This is a genomic window from Fulvimonas sp. R45, from assembly GCF_030504985.1.
Lineage (GTDB): Bacteria > Pseudomonadota > Gammaproteobacteria > Xanthomonadales > Rhodanobacteraceae > Rhodanobacter_A.
This window is the reverse complement of sequence record NZ_JASERU010000002.1, coordinates 248,083-266,959: the sequence shown is the minus strand read 5'-3', so window position 1 is coordinate 266,959 and position 18,877 is coordinate 248,083. Positions and strand designations below refer to the sequence as shown.

The following is an 18,877-nucleotide window of genomic DNA, read 5'->3' as shown; positions in this document are numbered from 1 at the left end:
CGCCCGCCGCCGGCAGGCATTCAATCGAGCCACGGCGCCCCGTCGGCCCCGCCGCCGGCCTTCCCCTGGCGGCGCGATGCGGCCACGCACAGGCGTCCTCACGGCGCCGTCGCCTGCGCGGCACCCATGTTCCACATCGCCATGTGAAGAAATGATATCGATAACTTGATATCGATATCATTCGTCCGTATGCTCCGCCCGAACGGCCCCCGGGCCGACGCGCCGGCCGGGTCCGGCAACCAGCCAAGGGGCTCCGCGTGCAGCATCGTGATGTGTCGTCGTCCGCCACCGTCCGCGCCGAGGAGGCCGGCACCCCCGCCGCCGGCGGGACGGACCCGTGGCGCCTGGTGCGCACCGACCACGACCCGACCCGCGCCGCCCACCACGAGAGCCTGTTCGCCCTGGCCAACGGCACGCTGGGCGTGCGCGGCGGGCTGGAGGAAGCCCCCAGCCCCAGCCAGGGCAGCTTCCTCACCGGCGTGTGGGAACGCACCCCGATCGAATACCACGAGCGCTTCCCCGGCTTCGCCCGCCACACCGACACCCGCCTGCCGGTGGCCGACGGCACCCGCATCGCGCTGTGGCTGGACGGCCAGCCGGTGGACCTGGCGGCGGGCGAATGGCTGGACTTCGAACAGGCGCTGGACCTGCGCGCGGGCGCCCTGAACCGGCGCCTGCGCTGGCGCTCGCCGGCCGGAGCCACGGTGCAGGTGGAGGCCGAGCGCATCGTGCCGTGGCGTGCACCCGGCCTGCTGTGCATCCGCTACCGCGTGCGCTCGCTCGACTACCGCGGCCCGCTGGCGCTGGATTCCGTGCTGGCCGCCGACAACGCCGCCGCCGGCCAGGGCGACGACCCGCGCATCGGCGCGCGCGTCGACGGCGGCCTGAGCCTCACCGGCGCCAGCGCCGACGCCGCGGCCGCCAGCGTCTGCCAGTCCACCCGCCGCAGCGGCATCCGGCTGGCCTGCACGCAGCGCCACCGCCTGCCCGGCGCCGCGCTGGCCTTCGAAGCGGCCGACACCGACGCCCATGGCGCGCGCCAGCGCTACGTCGCCACGCTGGCGCCGGGCGACTGCGCGACGCTGGAGAAGTACGTCGCCTACGCCTGGAGCGAGCCGGGCGAGGACATCGCCGAGACGGTCCTGCTCGACGCCGCCGCCGCCACGCTGGCGCAGGCGCTGGAGCAATCCTTCGACCGCCACCTGGAACGCCAGGCCGAGGCCTGCGCCGCCTTCTGGCGCGCCGCCGACCTCGCCATCGACGGCGACCCCGCCGCCGAGCTGGCGCTGCGGGTGAACCTGTTCCACCTGCGCCAGTCCACCGCGCCCGACGGCCGCGGCAGCGCCGCCGCCAAGAGCCTCACCGGCGAGGGCTACGAGGGCCACTACTTCTGGGACGCCGAAGCCTTCGTGCTGCCGGCGCTGGCCTGCCTCGCGCCGGAACTGGCGCGAGGCATGCTCGAATACCGCGTGCGCATGCTGGAACGCGCCCGCGCCCATGCCCGCGAGATGAACCACGCCCGTGGCGCGCTGTACCCGTGGCGCACCATCGGCGGCGACGAATGCTCCGCCTACTTCCCCAGCGGCTCGGCGCAGTACCACATCAACGCCGCGATCGCCTTCGCCCTGCGGCTGTACGTGGACGCCACCGGCGACACCGGCCTGCTGCTCGACGGCGGCGCCGAGATGCTGGTCGAGACCGCGCGGCTGTGGCTGGAGGCCGGCCACTACAGCCCGCGCCAAGGCGGCGCCTTCTGCATCCGCCAGGTCACCGGGCCGGACGAGTACACCGCGCTGGTCGACAACAACCACTACACCAACCGCATGGCGCAGCGGCACCTGCGCCACGCCGCCGCGACCGCCGACTGGCTGGCGCGCGAGCATCCTGCCGACTGGGCCGCGCTGGCCGCGCGCATCGCGCTGGGCGGCGACGAGGTGGACGCCTGGCGCCGCGCCGCCGACGCGATGTACCTGCCGGTGGACGCGCGCCTGCAGGTCTTCCCGCAGGACGACACCTTCCTCGACAAGCCGCGCCTGCCCGACGCGCTGCGCGACGCGACGCGGCACGGCCCGCTGCTGCTGCGCCTGCACCCGCTGACGATCTACCGCCATCAGGTCTGCAAGCAGGCCGACGTGCTGCAGGCCTTCGTGCTCGCCGGCGACTATGCCGACCGCGCCGCCAAGCGCCGCAACTTCGACTATTACGAAGGCGTCACCGTGCACGACTCCACCCTGTCGGCCTCCACCTTCGGCATCGTCGCCGCCGAGGTGGGCCATGCCGACAAGGCCTGGCGCTACTTCCGGGAAGCACTGCGGGTGGACCTGGACGACCTGCACGGCAACACCGCCCACGGCGTGCACCTGGCCGCGATGGGCGGCAGTTGGATGGGCCTGGCCTGGGGTTTCGGTGGCCTGCGCTGCCACGACGGCACGCTCGCGTTCGCGCCCACCCTGCCCGCCGCCTGGCGCGGCTACCGCTTCGGCCTGCGCTGGCGCGGGCGGCAGCTGCGCGTGGCGGTGCACGCCGGCTGCGCGGAATACACCCTGCTCGACGGCGAGCCGCTGGCGATCCGCCACCACGGCCGCGCGCTGACCCTGCACGCCGGCCGGCCGGCGGTGCTGCCGCTGTCCGGCCGCACGCGCTTCCCGCAGCCGTTCAAGGCGGTGGTGTTCGACCTCGACGGCGTGCTCGCCGACACCGCCACGGTGCACCACGCGGCGTGGAAGAAGCTCGCCGACGAGATCGGCCTGCCGTTCGACGACGCCGTCGGCGAACGCCTGAAGGGCGTGGACCGCCGCGCCTCGCTGGAGATCCTGCTGGAGCGTTCGCCGCGGGTCTATACCGAGGCCGAGAAGGAGGCGCTGGCCGCGCGCAAGAACGCCTACTACCGCGAGCAGATCGAGCGCTTCGGCCCCGGCCACCTGCTGCCCGGCGCGCGCGCCGCGGTGGAATCGGTACGCCGCGCCGGCCTGAAGACGGCGCTGGCCTCGGCCAGCCGCAACGCCCCGCTGCTGCTGGAACGGCTCGGCATCGCCGGGCTGTTCGACTACGTGGTCGACGCCGGGCGCATCGCGCGCGCCAAGCCCGATCCGGAGATTTTCCTCGCCGCCGCGGCCGGCCTGGGGCTCACCCCTGCCGACTGCCTCGGCGTGGAAGACGCTGCCGCCGGCGTCGCCGCCATCCACGCCGCCGGCATGGCGGCGGTCGGCATCGGCAGCGGCCCGGCCCTGGCCGAGGCGGACCGGCAGCTGCCGGACATCGCCGCGTTCGACATCGGGCAATTCGCGACATCGGCATGACGACATAAGCGGTCAAGCGGCGCGGGCGACCGCGCCATCACAAACGAACGGTGGGGAGTAACGCAATGAACAGCAAGCAATTGAGCAGGCTCACGCTATCGGCGGCGATCGCCGCCACGCTGATGACGGGCGTCGCCTACGCCCAGGATGACGCGCAGGCGCCAGCCCAGGCGCAGGCCGCGACGAACCATGCCACCGCGAAGAAGGCGGGCCCCAACAAGAAGGCGCAGAACCTGGAGCAGGTGGTGGTCACCGGCGTGGCCACCAACGGCGGCGTGCGCAAGATCGACGCCAGCTACTCGATCACCACCGCCACCGCCGCCCAGATCCAGGTGGCCAACCCGCGCAGCGCGGCCGACCTGCTGAAGCTCTCGCCCGGCGTGTGGCCGGAATCCACCGGCGGCCAGACCGGCGCCAACATCGAGATCGCCGGCTTCCCGGGTGGCGGCGACGCGCCGTTCTATACCAACCAGATCATGGGCACGCCGCTGTACGGCATGCCCTCGCTGTCGTTCTTCGAGCAAAGTTCGATGTTCCGCCTGGACGATACCGTCGACCACGTGGAAATCCTGCAGGGCGGCCCCTCGGTGGTGTTCGGCGACGGCCAGATCGGCCTGACCTCCAACTACATCCTCAAGCAGGGCACCGACACGCCGTCAGGCAGCCTCGGCGTGACCTACGGCACCGAGAACCTCAAGCGCATCGACGGCTTCTACGGCTTCAAGCTGGCCGAGGGCTGGTACGGCAGCGTGGGCGGCTTCTGGCGCACCTCCGACGGCGTGCGCGATCCGCAGTACCCGTCCGACAAGGGCGGCCAGCTCACCGCCACGCTGACCCGCGACTGGGACAGCGGCTCGCTGGTGCTGTGGGCGCGCGGCCTGAACGACCGCAACCAGTTCATCACGCCGATCCCGCTGATCCAGACCGGCTCCGGCCAATTCTCATCCTACCCCGGCTTCGACCCGCTGACCGACACCTACTACAGCCGGGCGATGCAGCACGTGCACCTGGAGAGCTATCCGGGCGGCGGCACCGACGCCAACCTGGCGAATGGCCGCGGCGCCAAGCTCGCCTTCTTCGGCGGCAACTACGACTGGGACTTCGGCAACGGCTGGACGCTGAGCGACAAGTTCCTGGTCGACGGCGGCAACATGGACACCAACGCGCTGTTCTCCGGCTCCAACCCGCAGACGCTGAGCAGCTGGGAAAACGCCGGCGGCACCTATCCCGACGGCAACGTCCCGGCCGGGGCCGTATACACCGCCAGCTACACCAACGGCTCGGGCCTCGTCACCGACCCGAACGCCGACGTGATCAGCCAGGGCTGGTGGCACATCCACAAGAACCTGAAGAGTGCGATCAACGACTTCCGCATCAGCAAGGAACTGTTCGACGGCAACACGCTGACCGCCGGCCTGTACCTGGCGCACTACACCGACAATGACCGCTGGTCGCTCGGCAACCCGATGCTGATGACCAACACGCCGAACGCCACGCCGATCGCGGTGAGCTACGTGCAGGGCGGGAAGACCTACTACGTCACCGACGCGCAGGGCCTGATCTACAACGGCGGCTTCAACATCACCGAGAACGGCGAGGCCACCAACAAGGCGTTCTACCTGTCCGACTCGTGGAAGACCGGCCAGTGGCTGCTCGACGCCTCGGTGCGAGTGGAGAACGAGGACGCGCGCAACGACGTGTGCAACCTGTCGAACGTCAACATCGACGGCAATGCGTACACGCTCTACGACAACAGTGTCTCGATGTGCAACGGCACCACCACGCGCACCGACTACGACAAGACCCACACCTCGTGGACGCTGGGCGCCACCTACAAGCTGCAGGACAACATGGCGCTGTACGCGCGCGCCAACAAGGGCGCGCACTTCAACAGCTTCGACGACCTGCGCGGCAGCGTCACCGGCGACACGCCGCCGCTGCTGAAGATCCAGAACTTCGAGCTGGGCTACAAGTACGAGCTGCCGCAGTTCAGCGCCGACGTCTCGTTCTACCACCGCCAGTTCGACGGCCTGGTGTACCAGCCCTCGTCGTTCGGCGTGCCGTTCGGCAGCAAGACCACCTACGGCTCGGATACCAAGGGCATCGACTTCATCGTGCGTGCCAGCACGCCGAACCAGATCTTCTCGGTGACCTGGCTGGGCGACTGGATGGACGGCCACTACTCCCACTTCAAGGGCAACGTGGCGTTCTCCGGCCTCGACGGCATCTTCTATACCAACATCAACGGCCAGCAGCTGCAGCGCCAGCCGAAGTTCCAGTTCCGCCTGACGCCGATGTTCCGCATCCCCACGGCCTACGGCGACCTGCGCCTGTGGGCGACCTGGGAGCACGTGGGCGACCACACCCAAGACCAGACCGGCCTGCAGGAGCTGGGCAGCTACAACGACTTCAACATCGGCGCGCAGTACAACTACGGCCCACACTGGGTGTTCACCCTGCTCGGCTCCAACGTCACCAACGCGCTGGGCCTGACCGAGTCGAACTCGCGCATTGCCGGTTCGGCCGCGGGTTCCACCGGGGTGATCCTGGCTCGCCCGCTGGAAGGGCACGAGTACAACCTGCAGGCGAAGTACCAGTTCTGAGTTCACAGCACGCTGACCCGCGGCGCCCCACCTCCCCGGGACGCCGTCGCGCCTGCCGGATAACCCTCGGTATCCGGCAGGCCGGGTTGGCATGGAGTGGCCGCGGCACCCGCCGCGTGCCATCGTGGGCCGCGGTGGCGAGCGACACGGCCCCGCCACCCACAGGCCGCCGCAGCCCCATCCGCAGGCAATGCCGCATGAACCGATTCCGCATCATCGTCGCGCTGGCCCTGATCTACATGGTCTTCGCCATCCTGCTCAACAGCGTGGGCACGGTGATCCTGCAGTCGATCGCCAGCTTCGGCATCGACAAGCCGGAAGCCAGCGCGCTGGAACGCTACAAGGACCTCACCATCGCGGTGGCCTCGTTCGCGGTCGCCTCGTTCCTGCCGCTGATGGGCTACCGGCGCTCGATGATGCTGGCCCTGGCGATCGTCGGCGTCGCCTGCGTGATGATGCCGCTGCATCCGGGTTTCCTTACCACGCGGCTGCTGTTCGCCAGCGTCGGCTTCTCGTTCGCGCTGACCAAGGTCGGCGTGTATTCCTCGATCGGCCTGCTCACCGCCGACAAGGCCGCGCACGGCCGGCTCACCAACACCATCGAGGGCCTGTTCATGGTCGGCGTGCTGGGCGGCAACTGGCTGTTCAGCCTGTACGTCGATCCCGCCAACCCGGCCGACCCCGCCTGGCTCAACGTGTACTGGACGCTGGCCGGGCTGTGCGCCGTCACCCTGCTGCTGCTCGCCAGCGCGCGGCTGGACGAAAGCGCCGCGCACCTGCACGGCCACAACCGCTCCAGCACCGACGCGATGCTGGAGATGGCGCGGCTGCTGGCGCGCCCGCTGGTCTACGTGTTCCTGGTCTCGGTGTTCCTGTACCCGATGATCGAGCAGAGCTTCGGCACCTGGCTGCCCACCTTCAACAACGAGGTGCTGAAGCTGCCGAACGCGATGAGCATCCAGTTCGCCAGCATCCTCGCCGGCATGATCGGGCTGGGCCGCTTCCTCGCCGTGCTGGCGCTGCGCCGGGTGCACTGGTACGCGCTGCTGAACGCCTGCGTGATCGGCATGGCCGCGCTGGTGGTCGTGGCCCTGCCGCTGGCCCACGGCGTGGCGGCGCGGCCGGGCGTGGACTGGTTCCACGCGCCGCTGGCGGCCTACCTGATCCCGCTGCTCGGCCTGCTGATGGGCCCGATCTACCCGGTCATCAACTCGGTCTCGCTGAGCTCGCTGCCCAAGCCGATGCACGCGGCGATGACCGGCCTGATCGTGGTGGTCTCGGCGCTGGGCGGCACCACCGGCTCCTACGTCACCGCACGGGTGTTCGCCGGCTTCGGCGGCATCCATGCCTTCTACTTCTCGCTGGTGCCGATCTCGCTGATGCTGGTGAGCCTGTTTTTCTTCAAGCGCAAGGTGGACGGCGTGCCGCCCGGCGTGGCGATGGCCGGGGAGACGCCGTGAGCGCCCCGCGCAACGTGCTGCTGATGGTGGCCGACGACCACGGCTACGACCTGGGCTGCGCCGGCGGCGCGGTGCACACGCCCGCGCTCGACCGGCTGGCCGGCGAGGGCACGCTGTTCACCGAGGCCTACGCCGCGGTCTCCTCGTGCAGTTCCAGCCGCGCCACGCTGTATACGGGACTCTACGCGCACACCAACGGCATGTACGGGCTGTCGCACGACGTGCACAACTTCTCGCTGCGCGACGACGTGAAGACGCTGCCGTGGATGCTCAGGCAGGCCGGTTACGCCACCACCATCGTCGGCAAGCTGCACGTGAAGCCCGAGATCCTGCTCGGCTACGACGCCTGGCTGCTGCCCGAGCGCCCGGGCCACCGCGACGTGGCCGCGATGGCGCACGAGGCCGGCCGCTGGATTCGTGCGCAGGGCGACCGCCCGTTCTTCCTCACCATCGGCTACAGCGACCCGCACCGCGCCGGCGACGCCACGCAGTTCGCCAACACCCGCGACTGGCCGGAGGTGCCGCGCCGCCGCTACGCGCCTGCCGACGTGCGCGTCCCGCCGCACCTGCCTGACCTGCCCGCGGTGCGCGAGGACCTCGCGCAATACGGCGAGGCGGTGAGCCGGCTCGACCGCGGCGTGGGCCTGATGCTCGCCGAACTCGCCGCCGCCGGCCACGCCGACGACACCCTGGTGGTCTACCTCAGCGACCACGGCCGCGCCTTCCCCGGCGCCAAGGACAACCTCTACCGCGAAGGCATCCACCTGCCACTGATCGTGCGCTCGCCGCAACGACGCGCCGGCAACCTGCGCTGCCGCGCGATGGTGAGCTGGGTGGACATCGCGCCCACCCTGCTCGACTGGGCCGGTGTGGCGGCGCCCGCCGACTACCGCTACGCGCCGCTGCCCGGGCGCTCGCTGCTGACTATCCTGGAGACGCCCGACCCGGCCGGCTGGGACCGCGTGTTCGCCACCCGCAGCTTCCACGAGATCCAGCAGTACTACCCGGTGCGCTCGGTGCGCACGCGCGGCCACAGCTACTTCCTCAACCTGGAGCCCGCGCTCGCCGTGCCGGTGGCGGGCGACGTGGCGGGTTCGCCGAGCTGGCGGGCGATCCTCGCCACGCCCGGCGCCCGGCTCGGCCGGCGCACGCTGGACGCGTTCCTGCACCGCCCCGCCGAGGAGCTGTACGACCTCGCCGCCGATCCCGACGAGGTGGCCAACCTCGCCGGCGACCCCGCGCACGCCGCCGTGCTGCACGAGCTGCGCGCACAACTGGCCGCATGGCGCATCGCCACCCACGATCCCTGGATGGACGGCGTCACCGACCCGTACGGCCCCGCGCACTGAACCGTCATCCACAAGGCCGAGACCATGCCGACCCGCCCACGCCGACTGCTTGCCGCCCTCGCCCTCGTCCTGCTGCTGCCGTCCGGCCATGCCATTGCGGACGGCACCGACGCCAGCTTCCGGCTCACCGCCACCGCGCAGGATTTCGGCAGCTATTTCCCGAGCTACCTGGCCAACGGCTACTTCTCCGTGATGACCTCGCCGCGCGGCACCGAACCGGACCGCAGCTACATGGTCGCCTTCATGGACTACGCGAAGGACGACATCGCGCGCCCCGCGGCGGTCCCCGGCTGGAACGAGATCGACTACAACCCCGGCGGCGGCTGGCTGAACTCGACCCGGCTCGACGCGAAGATCTTCGCCGGCTACGCGCAGACGCTGGACATGCACGACGCCACGCTGGCTACGCGCTACCGCTTCGACTACGCCAACAAGGCCACCGACGTCGAGGTGACCAGCTTCGTCAGCCAGGCCGACCCGCACCTGGCCGCGGTGCGCTTCAGCATCACGCCGCAATTCAGCGGCGACGTACAGCTGGCCTTCCCGATCCGCCTGTGGTCGGAACACCAGCCGCGCTTTCCGATTGCCAAACTCACCGGCGACCAGATGATCGCCGCGGTGATCGCCAGCGGCCAGGACCTCGGCAACAAGCCGGTGCCCACGCCCGACCGCGCACCGGTGTGGTATCCCGGCTACACGCGGGTGCTGTCGGACGACGGCGACGCCAAGGCGCTGACGCTGTGGCTGGACGGCCGCGCCGAGCAGGGCCTGGCGATGGCCGAGGCCGCCGCGCTGCAGCTGCCGGCCGGCATCGAGGTGAAGAGCGCGAAACTCTCGAAAGGGCCGTACCGGCTCTCGCTCGACCTCGTGGTGCACGTCGAACAGGGCCATACCTACGCCTTCACCAAGTACGTCGCCCTCTCGCGCGACGGCTGGGGCGGCGACGCGAAGGCCGACCTCGCGCTCGCCACGCAGGCGCGCGCGACCGGCTTCGACGCCCTGCTCGCGCGCCACCGGGCCGCGTGGCACCAGCTTTGGCAATCCGACATCGTGGTCGACGGCGACCCCGCCGTGCAGAAGGCGGTGCACTCGGACCTCTACTACCTGCTGTCCAACACCACCACCGGCACCGCCTGGCCGATGGGCGCCTGCGCGCTTACCCCCAACTATGCCGGCCACGCGTTCTGGGACAGCGACTCGTGGGTGTTCCCCGCGCTGCTGCTGCTGCATCCCGAGCGCGCGAAACCGATCGTGATGTTCCGCCACCGCACCATGCAGCCCGCACGCGAACAGGCGGCGCACTACGGCTGGAAGGGCCTGATGTACCCGTGGGAATCCGATCCCCAGAAAGGCACCGTGGTCACGCCGCATTTCGCCGAAGGCGTGCACCGCGAGATCCACGTCAACGCCGACGTCGCCATCGCGCAGTGGCAGTACTGGCTCGCCACCGGCGACCGCGACTGGCTGAAGCAATACGGCTGGCCGGTGATCCGCGGCGTGGCCGACTTCTGGGCCAGCCGCGTCACCTGGGACACGGCGCACGACCGCTACGGGATCCTGCACGTCACCTCGCCCGACGAGGCCTACGACGACGTGCCCAACGACGCCTTCACCAACGCCGCCGCACGCAAGGCGCTGCGCATCGCCGTCAAAGCGGCGAAGCAGGTCGGCGCCACGCCCGACCCGCAGTGGTCGCGCATCGCCGACCGGATGTATGTCCCGTTCGATACGGCCGCGCAGCGCCACTACGACTTCGACCCCTCGGTGCCGCACGACAAGATCACCTGGATGGGTTCCTCGCTGGCCTGGCTGATGTACCCCGACCTCGACCTGCCGATGAGCGAGGCGGTGCGCCGCAACGACTTCGACTTCCAGCTGCACGAGCTGAAGACCCACGGCGACGACCCCAACGAGATGATGATGGTGATGCTCGCCGTCGGCTCCGCCGAGCTGGGCGACGCGCACGGCGCGGGCCAGTGGATCGCCCGCAACCTGGTCGGCTTCCTCAAGCCGCCGTTCAACGTGCGCACCGAGACCGTGGCGAACAACGCCGGCTACATCCTCGCCACCTCGGCCGGCTTCCTGCAGAGCCTGGAGTACGGCCTCACCGGACTGCGCATCGACGGCAAGGGCCTCGACGATGCGTATGCGCCGGTGCTGCCACCGGCGTGGAAGTCGCTCACGCTCAAGGGCGTGCATTTCCGCGGCAAGCGGTACGACGTCTCCGTGCAGCGCGATGCGACGGGCAAGGCGAAACTGGTGCGGCGGGCGCTATGAAGACGCCCACGCTGAGCGCCGACCCTCAACGCCGTCATTCCGGCGCAGGCCGGAATCCAGTAGCGACAAGGCTCATTCCTGCCCCGCGGTCACTGGATTCCGGCCTGCGCCGGAATGACGGGCAAAAAAGCCCACCGGAATGATGGAGGCCGGAAAACCTCCCATGCCCACTTCTTCGCCCACGCTGCCCGAAGCCATGCGCCAGGTCGGCGCGCTGCTGCAAACCGGCGACCTGCGCGGCGCGCACGAACGGCTCCAAGCCATCATCGCGGACCACCCGGACCATGCCGAAGCGTTGCGCCTGCTCGGCGGACTGCGCCACCACTTCGGCGACGCCGAAGGCGCGGAAGCGTTGCTGCGCCGTGCGCTGGCGCTCGACCCGCACTGGGCGCCCACCCTCGCCACGCTGGGCGAACTGCTGCTCAACGCCGGCCGCCACGACGAAGCCGAGCCCCTGCTGCGCCGCGCGGCCACGAAACTCCCTCACGCCGCGTTGTTGCTGGCGCGCCATTGCAACGACCGGCAACGACCGGCCGAGGCGCTGGCGCTGCTCGCGCCCCTGTGCGCCGCCGGCCAGGCCCACGCCGAACTGGCCGCGCAGCACGTGGCGGCGCTGGCCGCGCTGGGGCGCCAGGACGAGGCCGTCGCGTTCTACCGCCGCGCGACGGAGGCGGCGCCCGACGACCCGGCCGCCGCGCACGCGCTGGCGATCGCCCTCGGCGCCGCCGGTCAGCACGCCGAGGCCGAACGCAGCGCCGGCCGGGCGCTGGCGCACGGCCGCCCCAGCGCCGCCGCCCACTTCACCCACGCGCGCAGCCTGGTCGCGCTGGGCGAGTTCGCGCGCGCCGAGGCGGCGCTGCGCGAGGGCCTGCGGCTGGAACCACGCCACGTCGAAGCGCACGACCACCTCGCGCGGCTGGTGTGGATGCGCAGCGGCGACCGCGCGCAGGCCACCGCCACGCTCGACGAAGCCCTGCGGAGGTTCCCCGGCGACGAGGCGCTGCTGGCGGCCAAGGCCGCGATCCTGCAGGGCGCGGGCGACCCGCGCGGCGCCTACGCCTGCCTCGCCGCGCCGGCCGCGCGCACGCAGGCCGCGCCGACCCTGCTGGTACGCGCGGGCCTCGCCGCGCTGGAATTCGACCCCGCCGCCGCGCGCGTGCTGGCCGAACGCGCCCTGCGCCTGTCGCCCTCCGCCATCGCCGCGCGCAACCTGCTCGCCGCAAGCCTGCTCGGCACCGGCGACGCGCGCGAGGCCTTGCGGCATTGCGAAGCGCTGCTGGCCGGCGCCCCCGACGACCAGTACCTGATCGCCTTGCAGGCCACCGCCTGGCGGCTGCTCGGCGACAGCCGCCACGACGTGTACTGCGACTACGCGCACCTGGTGCGGACGTATCGCCTGCCGACGCCGCCGGGCTGGCCGGACCTGCCCGGTTTCCTCGCCGACCTGAAGCGCAGCCTGGAACGCCTGCACGACCCGCACGACCACCCGCTGCTGTTCCAGTCGCTGCGCCGCGGCACCGAGACCACCGGGGACCTGGCGCGCCACGCCGACCCGGTGATCCAGGCGCTGTTCCGGGCCTTCGACGCGCCGATCCGCGACTACCTCGCGCAGATCGGCCACGGCGACGATCCCCTGCGCCGCCGCAACCGCGGCGGCTACCGCTTCAACGGCAGCTGGTCGGTGCGGCTGCGCGACGCGGGCTTCCATGCGAGCCACGTGCACCCGCGCGGCTGGATCTCCTCGGCGTTCTACGTGGACCTGCCCGAGGGCATGGCCGATGCCGCCACGCCGGACGGCGGCCTCGTCTTCGGCGAACCCGGCATCGCCACCGCGCCGCCGCTGCCCGCGCAGCACAGCGTGCGCCCCGAGCCCGGCCTGCTGGCGCTGTTCCCGTCCTACGCATGGCACGGCACCGTACCGTTCCACGGCGACCGGGCACGGCTCACGGTCGCCTTCGACCTGGTGCCGCGGGCATGACCGGCCATCCTCCATCCCACCCGTCGGGAGCGTCGCGATGAAAATCCGCCTGTGCCTCGTCCTGCTGCTGTTCACGGCCACGTCCATGGCCGCCACGGGCGCCGCCGACCCGGCGAAGACGCTGGCCTACATCCACCGCGCCTGGCCCACGCTCACCCGCTCGATCGACGACTGCAGCGCGCTGCGCGACGGTCGCGCCACCACGCGACCGGTGGTCTGGCTGCCGCACGAACTGCCGCTGCCGGCGCAACTCGAACGCGCCGGAAAGGCCTGCGGCGTCGACGTGCGCCGCCTGCCCCGCGCCATCCGGCAGATCGGCGACGTCGACGCGACGAAGCTGCCGGCGCAGGGCCTGCTCTACCTGCCGCATCCCTACGTGGTGCCGGGCGGCTTCTTCAACGAGATGTACGGCTGGGACAGCTACTTCATCGAGCTGGGCCTGCTTGCCGACCACCGCGAGGCGCTGGCGCGCGACATGGTGGACAACGCGCTGTTCGAGGTGGCGCACTACGGCGGCGTGCTCAACGCCAACCGCAGCTACTTCCTCAGCCGCTCGCAGCCGCCGTTCCTCACGGCGATGATCGCCGCGCTGCTGGACGACCCGGCCAGCTTCCGAAACGACGACGCAAGGCACGCCTGGCTGGCGCGGGCCTATCCGCTGGCCGTGCGCAACCACGACGTCTGGACACGCCCCGAGCACCGCGCCGGCGACACCGGCCTGGCGCGCTACTTCGACTACGGCCACGGCCCGGTGCTGGAGATGCGCGACGCGGGCTACTACCAGGGCGTGATCCGCTGGCTACTGGCGCACCGCGACGAGGATCCCGGCGACCTGGTCAGGGCCCCGCAGCATCCCGGCGCCACCGAGGCCGCGCGGCTGAAGGCGACGAGCTGCGACGTCGCGGCCTCGAAGGTCTGCGCCGACGCCTGGCTGGGTGGCTACCGGCTCGCCGCCGACTACTACCTCGGCGACCGCGCGATGCGCGAGTCCGGCTTCGACGTGAACTTCCACTTCGGCCCGTTCGCCGGCTCCACCCACCACTACGCGCCGGTCGGCCTTAACAGCCTGCTCTACCGCTACGAGCGCGACCTGCACGACTTCGCTGCCGCCCTCGGCAAGCGCGACGATGCCGCGCGCTGGGCGCAGGCGGCCGCCGCGCGCAAGGCGGCGATCGACCGCTACCTGTGGCAGCCCGCGAAGGGCCTGTACATGGACTACGACTTCGTGGCGCGCAAGCCGTCGGACGACCCCTACCTCACCACGTTCTACCCGTTGTGGGCGGGCGCCGCGTCCGCCGCGCAGGCGCGGGCGTTGCAAGGCAGGTTGCCACTGTTCGAGCGCCGCGGCGGCCTGGCCATGAGCACGCATGTCACCGGCGCGCAGTGGGACGCGCCCTACGGCTGGGCGCCGACGAACTGGCTGGCGATCGCCGGCCTGGATGCCTACGGCTTCCACGCCGACGCGCGCCGCCTCGCCGGTAAATTCACCGGCACCGTGGACCGCAGCTTCGCCGGCGACGGCACCATCCGCGAGAAATACAACGTGGCGCTCGGCAACGCCGACGTGAGGATCACCGCCGGCTACACCCAGAACGTGGTCGGCTTCGGCTGGACCAACGGCGTGTACCTGAAGCTGCACCAGCTGCTCGACCGCGCCGCCGCGCCCAGGGCCGCCGGCCGGCCGGCCACGGCGCACTGAATCCACCCGCGCGGCCCGGCGCGCTTCCGCATCCGGGCGACCTGCGAGGAACCGCCATGAACCGCCCCCGACTTCCGCGCACCATCGCCGCCCTGCTGTGCGGCGCCGTCCTGTCCGTCGCCGGCGCCGCCGCGCAGGAGACCGCCGCCGGCGTGAACCCCGACGGCACCGTCACCGCGCCGGCCGCCAGCGTGCCCTACTCCACGCTCGCCTCGCCCGAGGCGCGCGCGTTCTTCCCGAAGCTGCTCGCCGAGGGCGCCCAGGCGCCGCCGATCACCGCGCCGATCGCTGCGAGCCGCGCGTTCTACGACCGCATGAACAGCGACCGCGCGCGGCGCATGGAGAAGCTCTACCCGGTGACGATCCGCCGCGAGACGATCGCCGGCGTGGGCGCCGACGTGGTGCGGCCCGCGCAGGGCGTGGCGCCGGAAAACCGCCGCCGCGTGCTGCTGAACCTGCACGGCGGCGCCTTCCTGTGGGGCGCCCGCAGCGGTGCCCTGGTCGAGTCCATCCCGGTCGCCGCGCTGGGCCGCATCGAGGTGATCGGCGTGGACTACCGGCAGGGGCCGGAACACGTCTTCCCGGCCGCCAGCGACGACGTGGAGAAGGTCTACCGCGAACTGCTGAAGACCCACGCGCCCGGCGAGATCGGCATCTACGGCTGCTCGGCCGGCGGCGTCCTCACCGGCGAGGCGGTGGCGCGCTTCATCCACGACAAGCTGCCGGTGCCCGGCGCGGTCGGCATGTTCTGCGGCGCGCTGCTGGACCTCGGCGGCGATTCGTCGTGGATCGCCCCGCTGCTCAACGGCCAGGGCGTGCCGGCCCATCCGCTCGGCCTGGCCGCGCTGCCCTACTTCCGCGGCGCGGACCCGCGCGATCCGCTGGTGCAGCCCGGCCTGTCGCCCGCGCTGCTGGCAAGGTTCCCGCCCACCCTGCTGATCACCGGCACGCGCGACATGGCGATGAGCTCGGTGGTGCGCAGCAACGAACTGCTCGATGAGGCCGGCGTGCCCACCGAGCTGCACGTGTGGGAGGGCATGTGGCACGCGTTCTTCTCCGACCCGGAGCTGCCCGAGTCGCGGCGGGCCTACCGCACCATGGCGGATTTCTTCCGGCGCCGGCTGGCCCGGTGAGGTCGCGCACGCTTTGCCCCCCGTACGCCCGGCGAGTATCCTCGGGGGGAAGTACTGCAAGCATGAGTGACCATGAGCCACCAGACCGTCCTGGTCATCGATGACGAGCGCGACATCCGCGAACTGCTCACCATCACCCTGGGCCGCATGGACCTCAAGGTCGATGCGGTAGGCACCGTGGCCGAGGCGCGCCAGGCGCTGGGTGAACGCAGCTACGACCTGTGCTTCACCGACATGCGCCTGCCCGACGGCAACGGCCAGGAAGTGATCGAGCTGATCGCCGGCGAGCACCCCGACACCCCGGTGGCGATGATCACCGCCTACGGCAACGTCGACGCCGCGGTGAACGCGCTGAAGGCCGGCGCGTTCGACTTCGTCTCCAAGCCGGTGGACATCCAGATGCTGCGCCGCCTGGTGCGCACTGCCCTGAAGCTGGGCGAGGAGAAGCGCGGCGGCGACGGCGCGGCCACCGCGGCCACCGCCACGGCCGCCGGCGGCCGGCTGATCGGCGACTCGCCCGCGATGCAGCAGGTGCGCGCCACCATTGGCAAGCTGGCGCGCAACCAGGCGCCGGTGTACATCGCCGGCGAGTCCGGCGTGGGCAAGGAACTGGTGGCGCGGCTGATCCACGAGCAGGGTCCGCGCGCCGGCGGCCCCTTCGTGCCGGTGAACTGCGGCGCGATCCCCTCCGAGCTGATGGAAAGCGAGTTCTTCGGCCACCGCAAGGGCAGCTTCACCGGCGCCGGCGCCGACAAGGAAGGCCTGTTCCAGGCCGCCAACGGCGGCACCCTGTTCCTCGACGAGGTGGCCGAGCTGCCGCTGCACATGCAGGTGAAGCTGCTGCGCGCGATCCAGGAAAAGGCGGTGCGCCCGATCGGCGCGCGCGAGGAAGTGCCGGTGGACGTGCGCATCCTCTCCGCCACGCACAAGAACCTGGCCGCGCTGGTCGAGCAGGGCCAGTTCCGCCAGGACCTGTTCTACCGCATCAACGTGATCGAGCTGCGCGTGCCGCCGCTGCGCGAGCGCCGCGGCGACGTGCCGCTGCTGGCCGCGTTCGTGCTGAAGCAGCTCGCCGCCAAGAACGGCGGCGACGAGGGTCGCCTGCTGGCGGACGCGAAGCAGGCGCTGGAGGCCTACGACTTTCCCGGCAACGTGCGCGAGCTGGAGAACATCCTGGAACGCGCGATGGCGATGTGCGACGGCGACAGCATCACTGCCGCCGACCTGATGCTGCCGGTGCGCGCGCCGCGCCCGCACGGCGAGCCCGCGGGCGCGCCGGCACTCGCCACGGCCGCCGCGCCGCCCCCGCCCACCGCCGACGGCGGCCTGGACGACTACATCAGCAACCTCGAGCGCACCGCCATCATCAAGGCGCTGGAGGAGTCGCGCTACAACAAGACCGCCGCCGCGCGGAAGCTCGGCATCACCTTCCGCGCGCTGCGCTACAAGCTGAAGAAGCTGGGCATCGACTGAACCGGCCCGGCCGGCCTATTTCCGCGGGGCGCCGCGGCCCAGCGCCTGGCGCACGCAGCGGAGCAGGCGGCCGGTGCCGAACGGCTTGTCCAGCACGTGCACGCGCGGCGAAGGCACCGCCGTCGCGGGCGGCGGCGGGGTGTCCGCGCCGGCCAGCATGATCACCGCGCCCGCGTAGCCGCGACCGGCCAGCGCCGCCAGGGTGCGCTCGGCGGTGAACAGGCTCATGTCGGCGTCCAGCACCACCAGGTCGGGCAGGCCGCCGGCCTCGATCCACTGCAGCGCCGCGGTGCCGCTCTGGCTGGCATGCACCTGGTAGCCCCAGGCGTCGAGCGTGTCGCTGAGCAGCGACAGCAGCGCGGCCTCCTCGGCCACCGCCAGCACCCGTTCGGCCTCGCCCTGCAGGCAGGGCACCTCGTCCGCGCCGGCCTCGTCGGCCTGCACGTCGAGCGGCAGGTACAGGTGGAAGCGGGTGCCCTCGCCCGGCGCGCTGTCCATCCGCATCACGCCGCCGTGGCTGTCGACGATGCGCTTGCACGAGACCAGGCCCAGCCCGGTGCCGTTCGCCTTGGTGGTGAAGAAGGGCTCGAACAGCCGCGCCTGCACCGCCTCGTCCATGCCCATGCCGGTGTCGGCCACGGTGAGGCGCAGGTACGGCCCCTGCTGCGCCTCTTCGCCGTCGAGGAAGAAGCCGGGCGGCGGCGTGGCCCGCGCGGCCTCCACGCGCAGCTCGCCGCCGTCGGGCATGGCCTGGATCGCATTGAGGCAGAGGTTCAGCAGGCACTGCTGCAGCTCGGTGTGGTTGCCCTCGAAGGCGGTCTCCGGATCGGCTGCATCGACGCGCAGCCGCACCGTGCGCGGCACGCTGCCCTGCAGCAGCAGGCCCAGCGCGTCGAGCAGGTCGCCCACGCGCACCTGCTCGGCGCGCCGCGCGCCGCGCGCCGCGCGTGAACGAAAGCATGGACTGCACCATCTCCAGCCCGCGCCGGCCGCAGTCGCGCACCAGCGCGCCGAGCCGCGCCAGGCGCGGGTCGTCCTGGTAGTCCTGCAGGCTGTCGCCGGCCAGCAGCAACGGTTGCAGCAGGTTGCGCAGGTCATGGCTGAGGCCGCCGGCGAGCATCGCCAGGCTCTCGAAGCGCTGCGCCCGGATCAGCTCGCCCTCGGCGCGCCGGCGTGCGCGCTGGGCGTCGGCCTCGCGCAGCGCGCGGCGCACCGCGCTGGCCAGCCGCGCCGGATTCTGCTTGAGGATGTAGTCGGTGGCGCCGTTGCGCAGCGCCTCGATCGCCGCCTCCTCGCCCAGCGTGGCGGAGACGTAGATGAAGGGCAGGTCCTCGTCGCGTGCGCGCAGCAGCGCCAGCGCGCGCTGGCCGGAGAAGCCGGGCAGGCTCAGGTCGGACAGCACGATGTGCGGCCGGAACTCCTGCAGCGCGGCGAGGTAGCCCGCCTCGTCGTCGACCACGCGCGCCTCGCATTCGATGCCGTCGGCCTCCAGCTCGGACACCGTCAGCTCGGCGTCGGGCCGGCTGTCCTCCACCTGCAGCACCCGGATGCGCGGCAGCGTGCCGTTGCTGGATTTTTCCGACATGCCCCCTGGCCGTTCCATGTC

9 protein-coding genes and 1 pseudogene are annotated in these 18,877 nt (G+C 71.7%); 9 read left to right on the top strand and 1 reads right to left on the bottom strand.

All coding sequences use genetic code 11. The features are described 5' to 3' along the window. The first annotated feature begins 257 nt into the window (after positions 1 to 257). From pgmB to QMK61_RS02655, 9 genes are all read left to right on the top strand, one after another. The gene (pgmB, locus tag QMK61_RS02695; RefSeq protein WP_302070237.1) at positions 258 to 3,299 is read left to right on the top strand and encodes a beta-phosphoglucomutase; all 3,042 of its coding nucleotides are present in this window, start codon (positions 258 to 260) and stop codon (positions 3,297 to 3,299) included. Positions 3,300 to 3,364: 65 nt separating this feature from the next. Beyond that, positions 3,365 to 5,902: a TonB-dependent receptor gene (locus QMK61_RS02690; RefSeq protein WP_302070236.1), complete on the top strand. Its 2,538-nt coding sequence runs from the start codon at positions 3,365 to 3,367 to the stop codon at positions 5,900 to 5,902. A 197-nt stretch (positions 5,903 to 6,099) separates the two neighbouring features. Then, a complete protein-coding gene (locus QMK61_RS02685; protein ID WP_302070235.1) occupies positions 6,100 to 7,362 on the top strand; it encodes an MFS transporter in 1,263 nt (420 codons plus the stop codon). Continuing rightward, positions 7,359 to 8,711, top strand: coding sequence for a sulfatase (locus QMK61_RS02680; RefSeq protein ID WP_302070234.1), 1,353 nt, complete (start codon positions 7,359 to 7,361; stop codon positions 8,709 to 8,711). The genes QMK61_RS02685 and QMK61_RS02680 overlap by 4 nt, the downstream gene beginning before the upstream one ends. Before the next feature lie 24 nt (positions 8,712 to 8,735). Then, positions 8,736 to 10,988 carry a glycosyl hydrolase family 65 protein gene (locus QMK61_RS02675; RefSeq protein WP_302070233.1) on the top strand — a complete coding sequence of 751 codons (2,253 nt, stop codon included), beginning with the start codon at positions 8,736 to 8,738 and terminating at the stop codon, positions 10,986 to 10,988. 163 nt (positions 10,989 to 11,151) lie between these two features. Next, complete coding sequence (locus tag QMK61_RS02670) at positions 11,152 to 12,966, top strand: tetratricopeptide repeat protein (RefSeq protein ID WP_302070231.1); 1,815 nt, start codon at positions 11,152 to 11,154, stop codon at positions 12,964 to 12,966. Positions 12,967 to 13,003: 37 nt separating this feature from the next. Beyond that, positions 13,004 to 14,665 carry a trehalase family glycosidase gene (locus QMK61_RS02665; RefSeq protein WP_302070230.1) on the top strand — a complete coding sequence of 554 codons (1,662 nt, stop codon included), beginning with the start codon at positions 13,004 to 13,006 and terminating at the stop codon, positions 14,663 to 14,665. Positions 14,666 to 14,721: 56 nt separating this feature from the next. Beyond that, positions 14,722 to 15,798, top strand: coding sequence for an alpha/beta hydrolase (locus QMK61_RS02660; RefSeq protein WP_302070229.1), 1,077 nt, complete (start codon positions 14,722 to 14,724; stop codon positions 15,796 to 15,798). 72 nt (positions 15,799 to 15,870) lie between these two features. Continuing rightward, a complete protein-coding gene (locus tag QMK61_RS02655) occupies positions 15,871 to 17,271 on the top strand; it encodes a sigma-54 dependent transcriptional regulator (protein ID WP_302070228.1) in 1,401 nt (466 codons plus the stop codon). Positions 17,272 to 17,286: 15 nt separating this feature from the next. Here QMK61_RS02655 and QMK61_RS02650 read toward each other — a convergent pair. Beyond that, positions 17,287 to 18,856: pseudogene (locus tag QMK61_RS02650) on the bottom strand (response regulator). Between the last annotated feature and the right edge of the window lie 21 nt (positions 18,857 to 18,877).

Excerpts from the sequence above, each read along its gene's own strand:
- QMK61_RS02655 (WP_302070228.1), top strand. The coding sequence starts at position 15,871 with ATGAGCCACCAGACCGTCCTGGTCATCGATGACGAGCGCGACATCCGC.
- QMK61_RS02665 (WP_302070230.1), top strand. The coding sequence starts at position 13,004 with ATGAAAATCCGCCTGTGCCTCGTCCTGCTGCTGTTCACGGCCACGTCC.
- QMK61_RS02675 (WP_302070233.1), top strand. The coding sequence starts at position 8,736 with ATGCCGACCCGCCCACGCCGACTGCTTGCCGCCCTCGCCCTCGTCCTG.
- QMK61_RS02690 (WP_302070236.1), top strand. The coding sequence starts at position 3,365 with ATGAACAGCAAGCAATTGAGCAGGCTCACGCTATCGGCGGCGATCGCC.
- QMK61_RS02685 (WP_302070235.1), top strand. The coding sequence starts at position 6,100 with ATGAACCGATTCCGCATCATCGTCGCGCTGGCCCTGATCTACATGGTC.
- QMK61_RS02660 (WP_302070229.1), top strand. The coding sequence starts at position 14,722 with ATGAACCGCCCCCGACTTCCGCGCACCATCGCCGCCCTGCTGTGCGGC.
- QMK61_RS02670 (WP_302070231.1), top strand. The coding sequence starts at position 11,152 with ATGCCCACTTCTTCGCCCACGCTGCCCGAAGCCATGCGCCAGGTCGGC.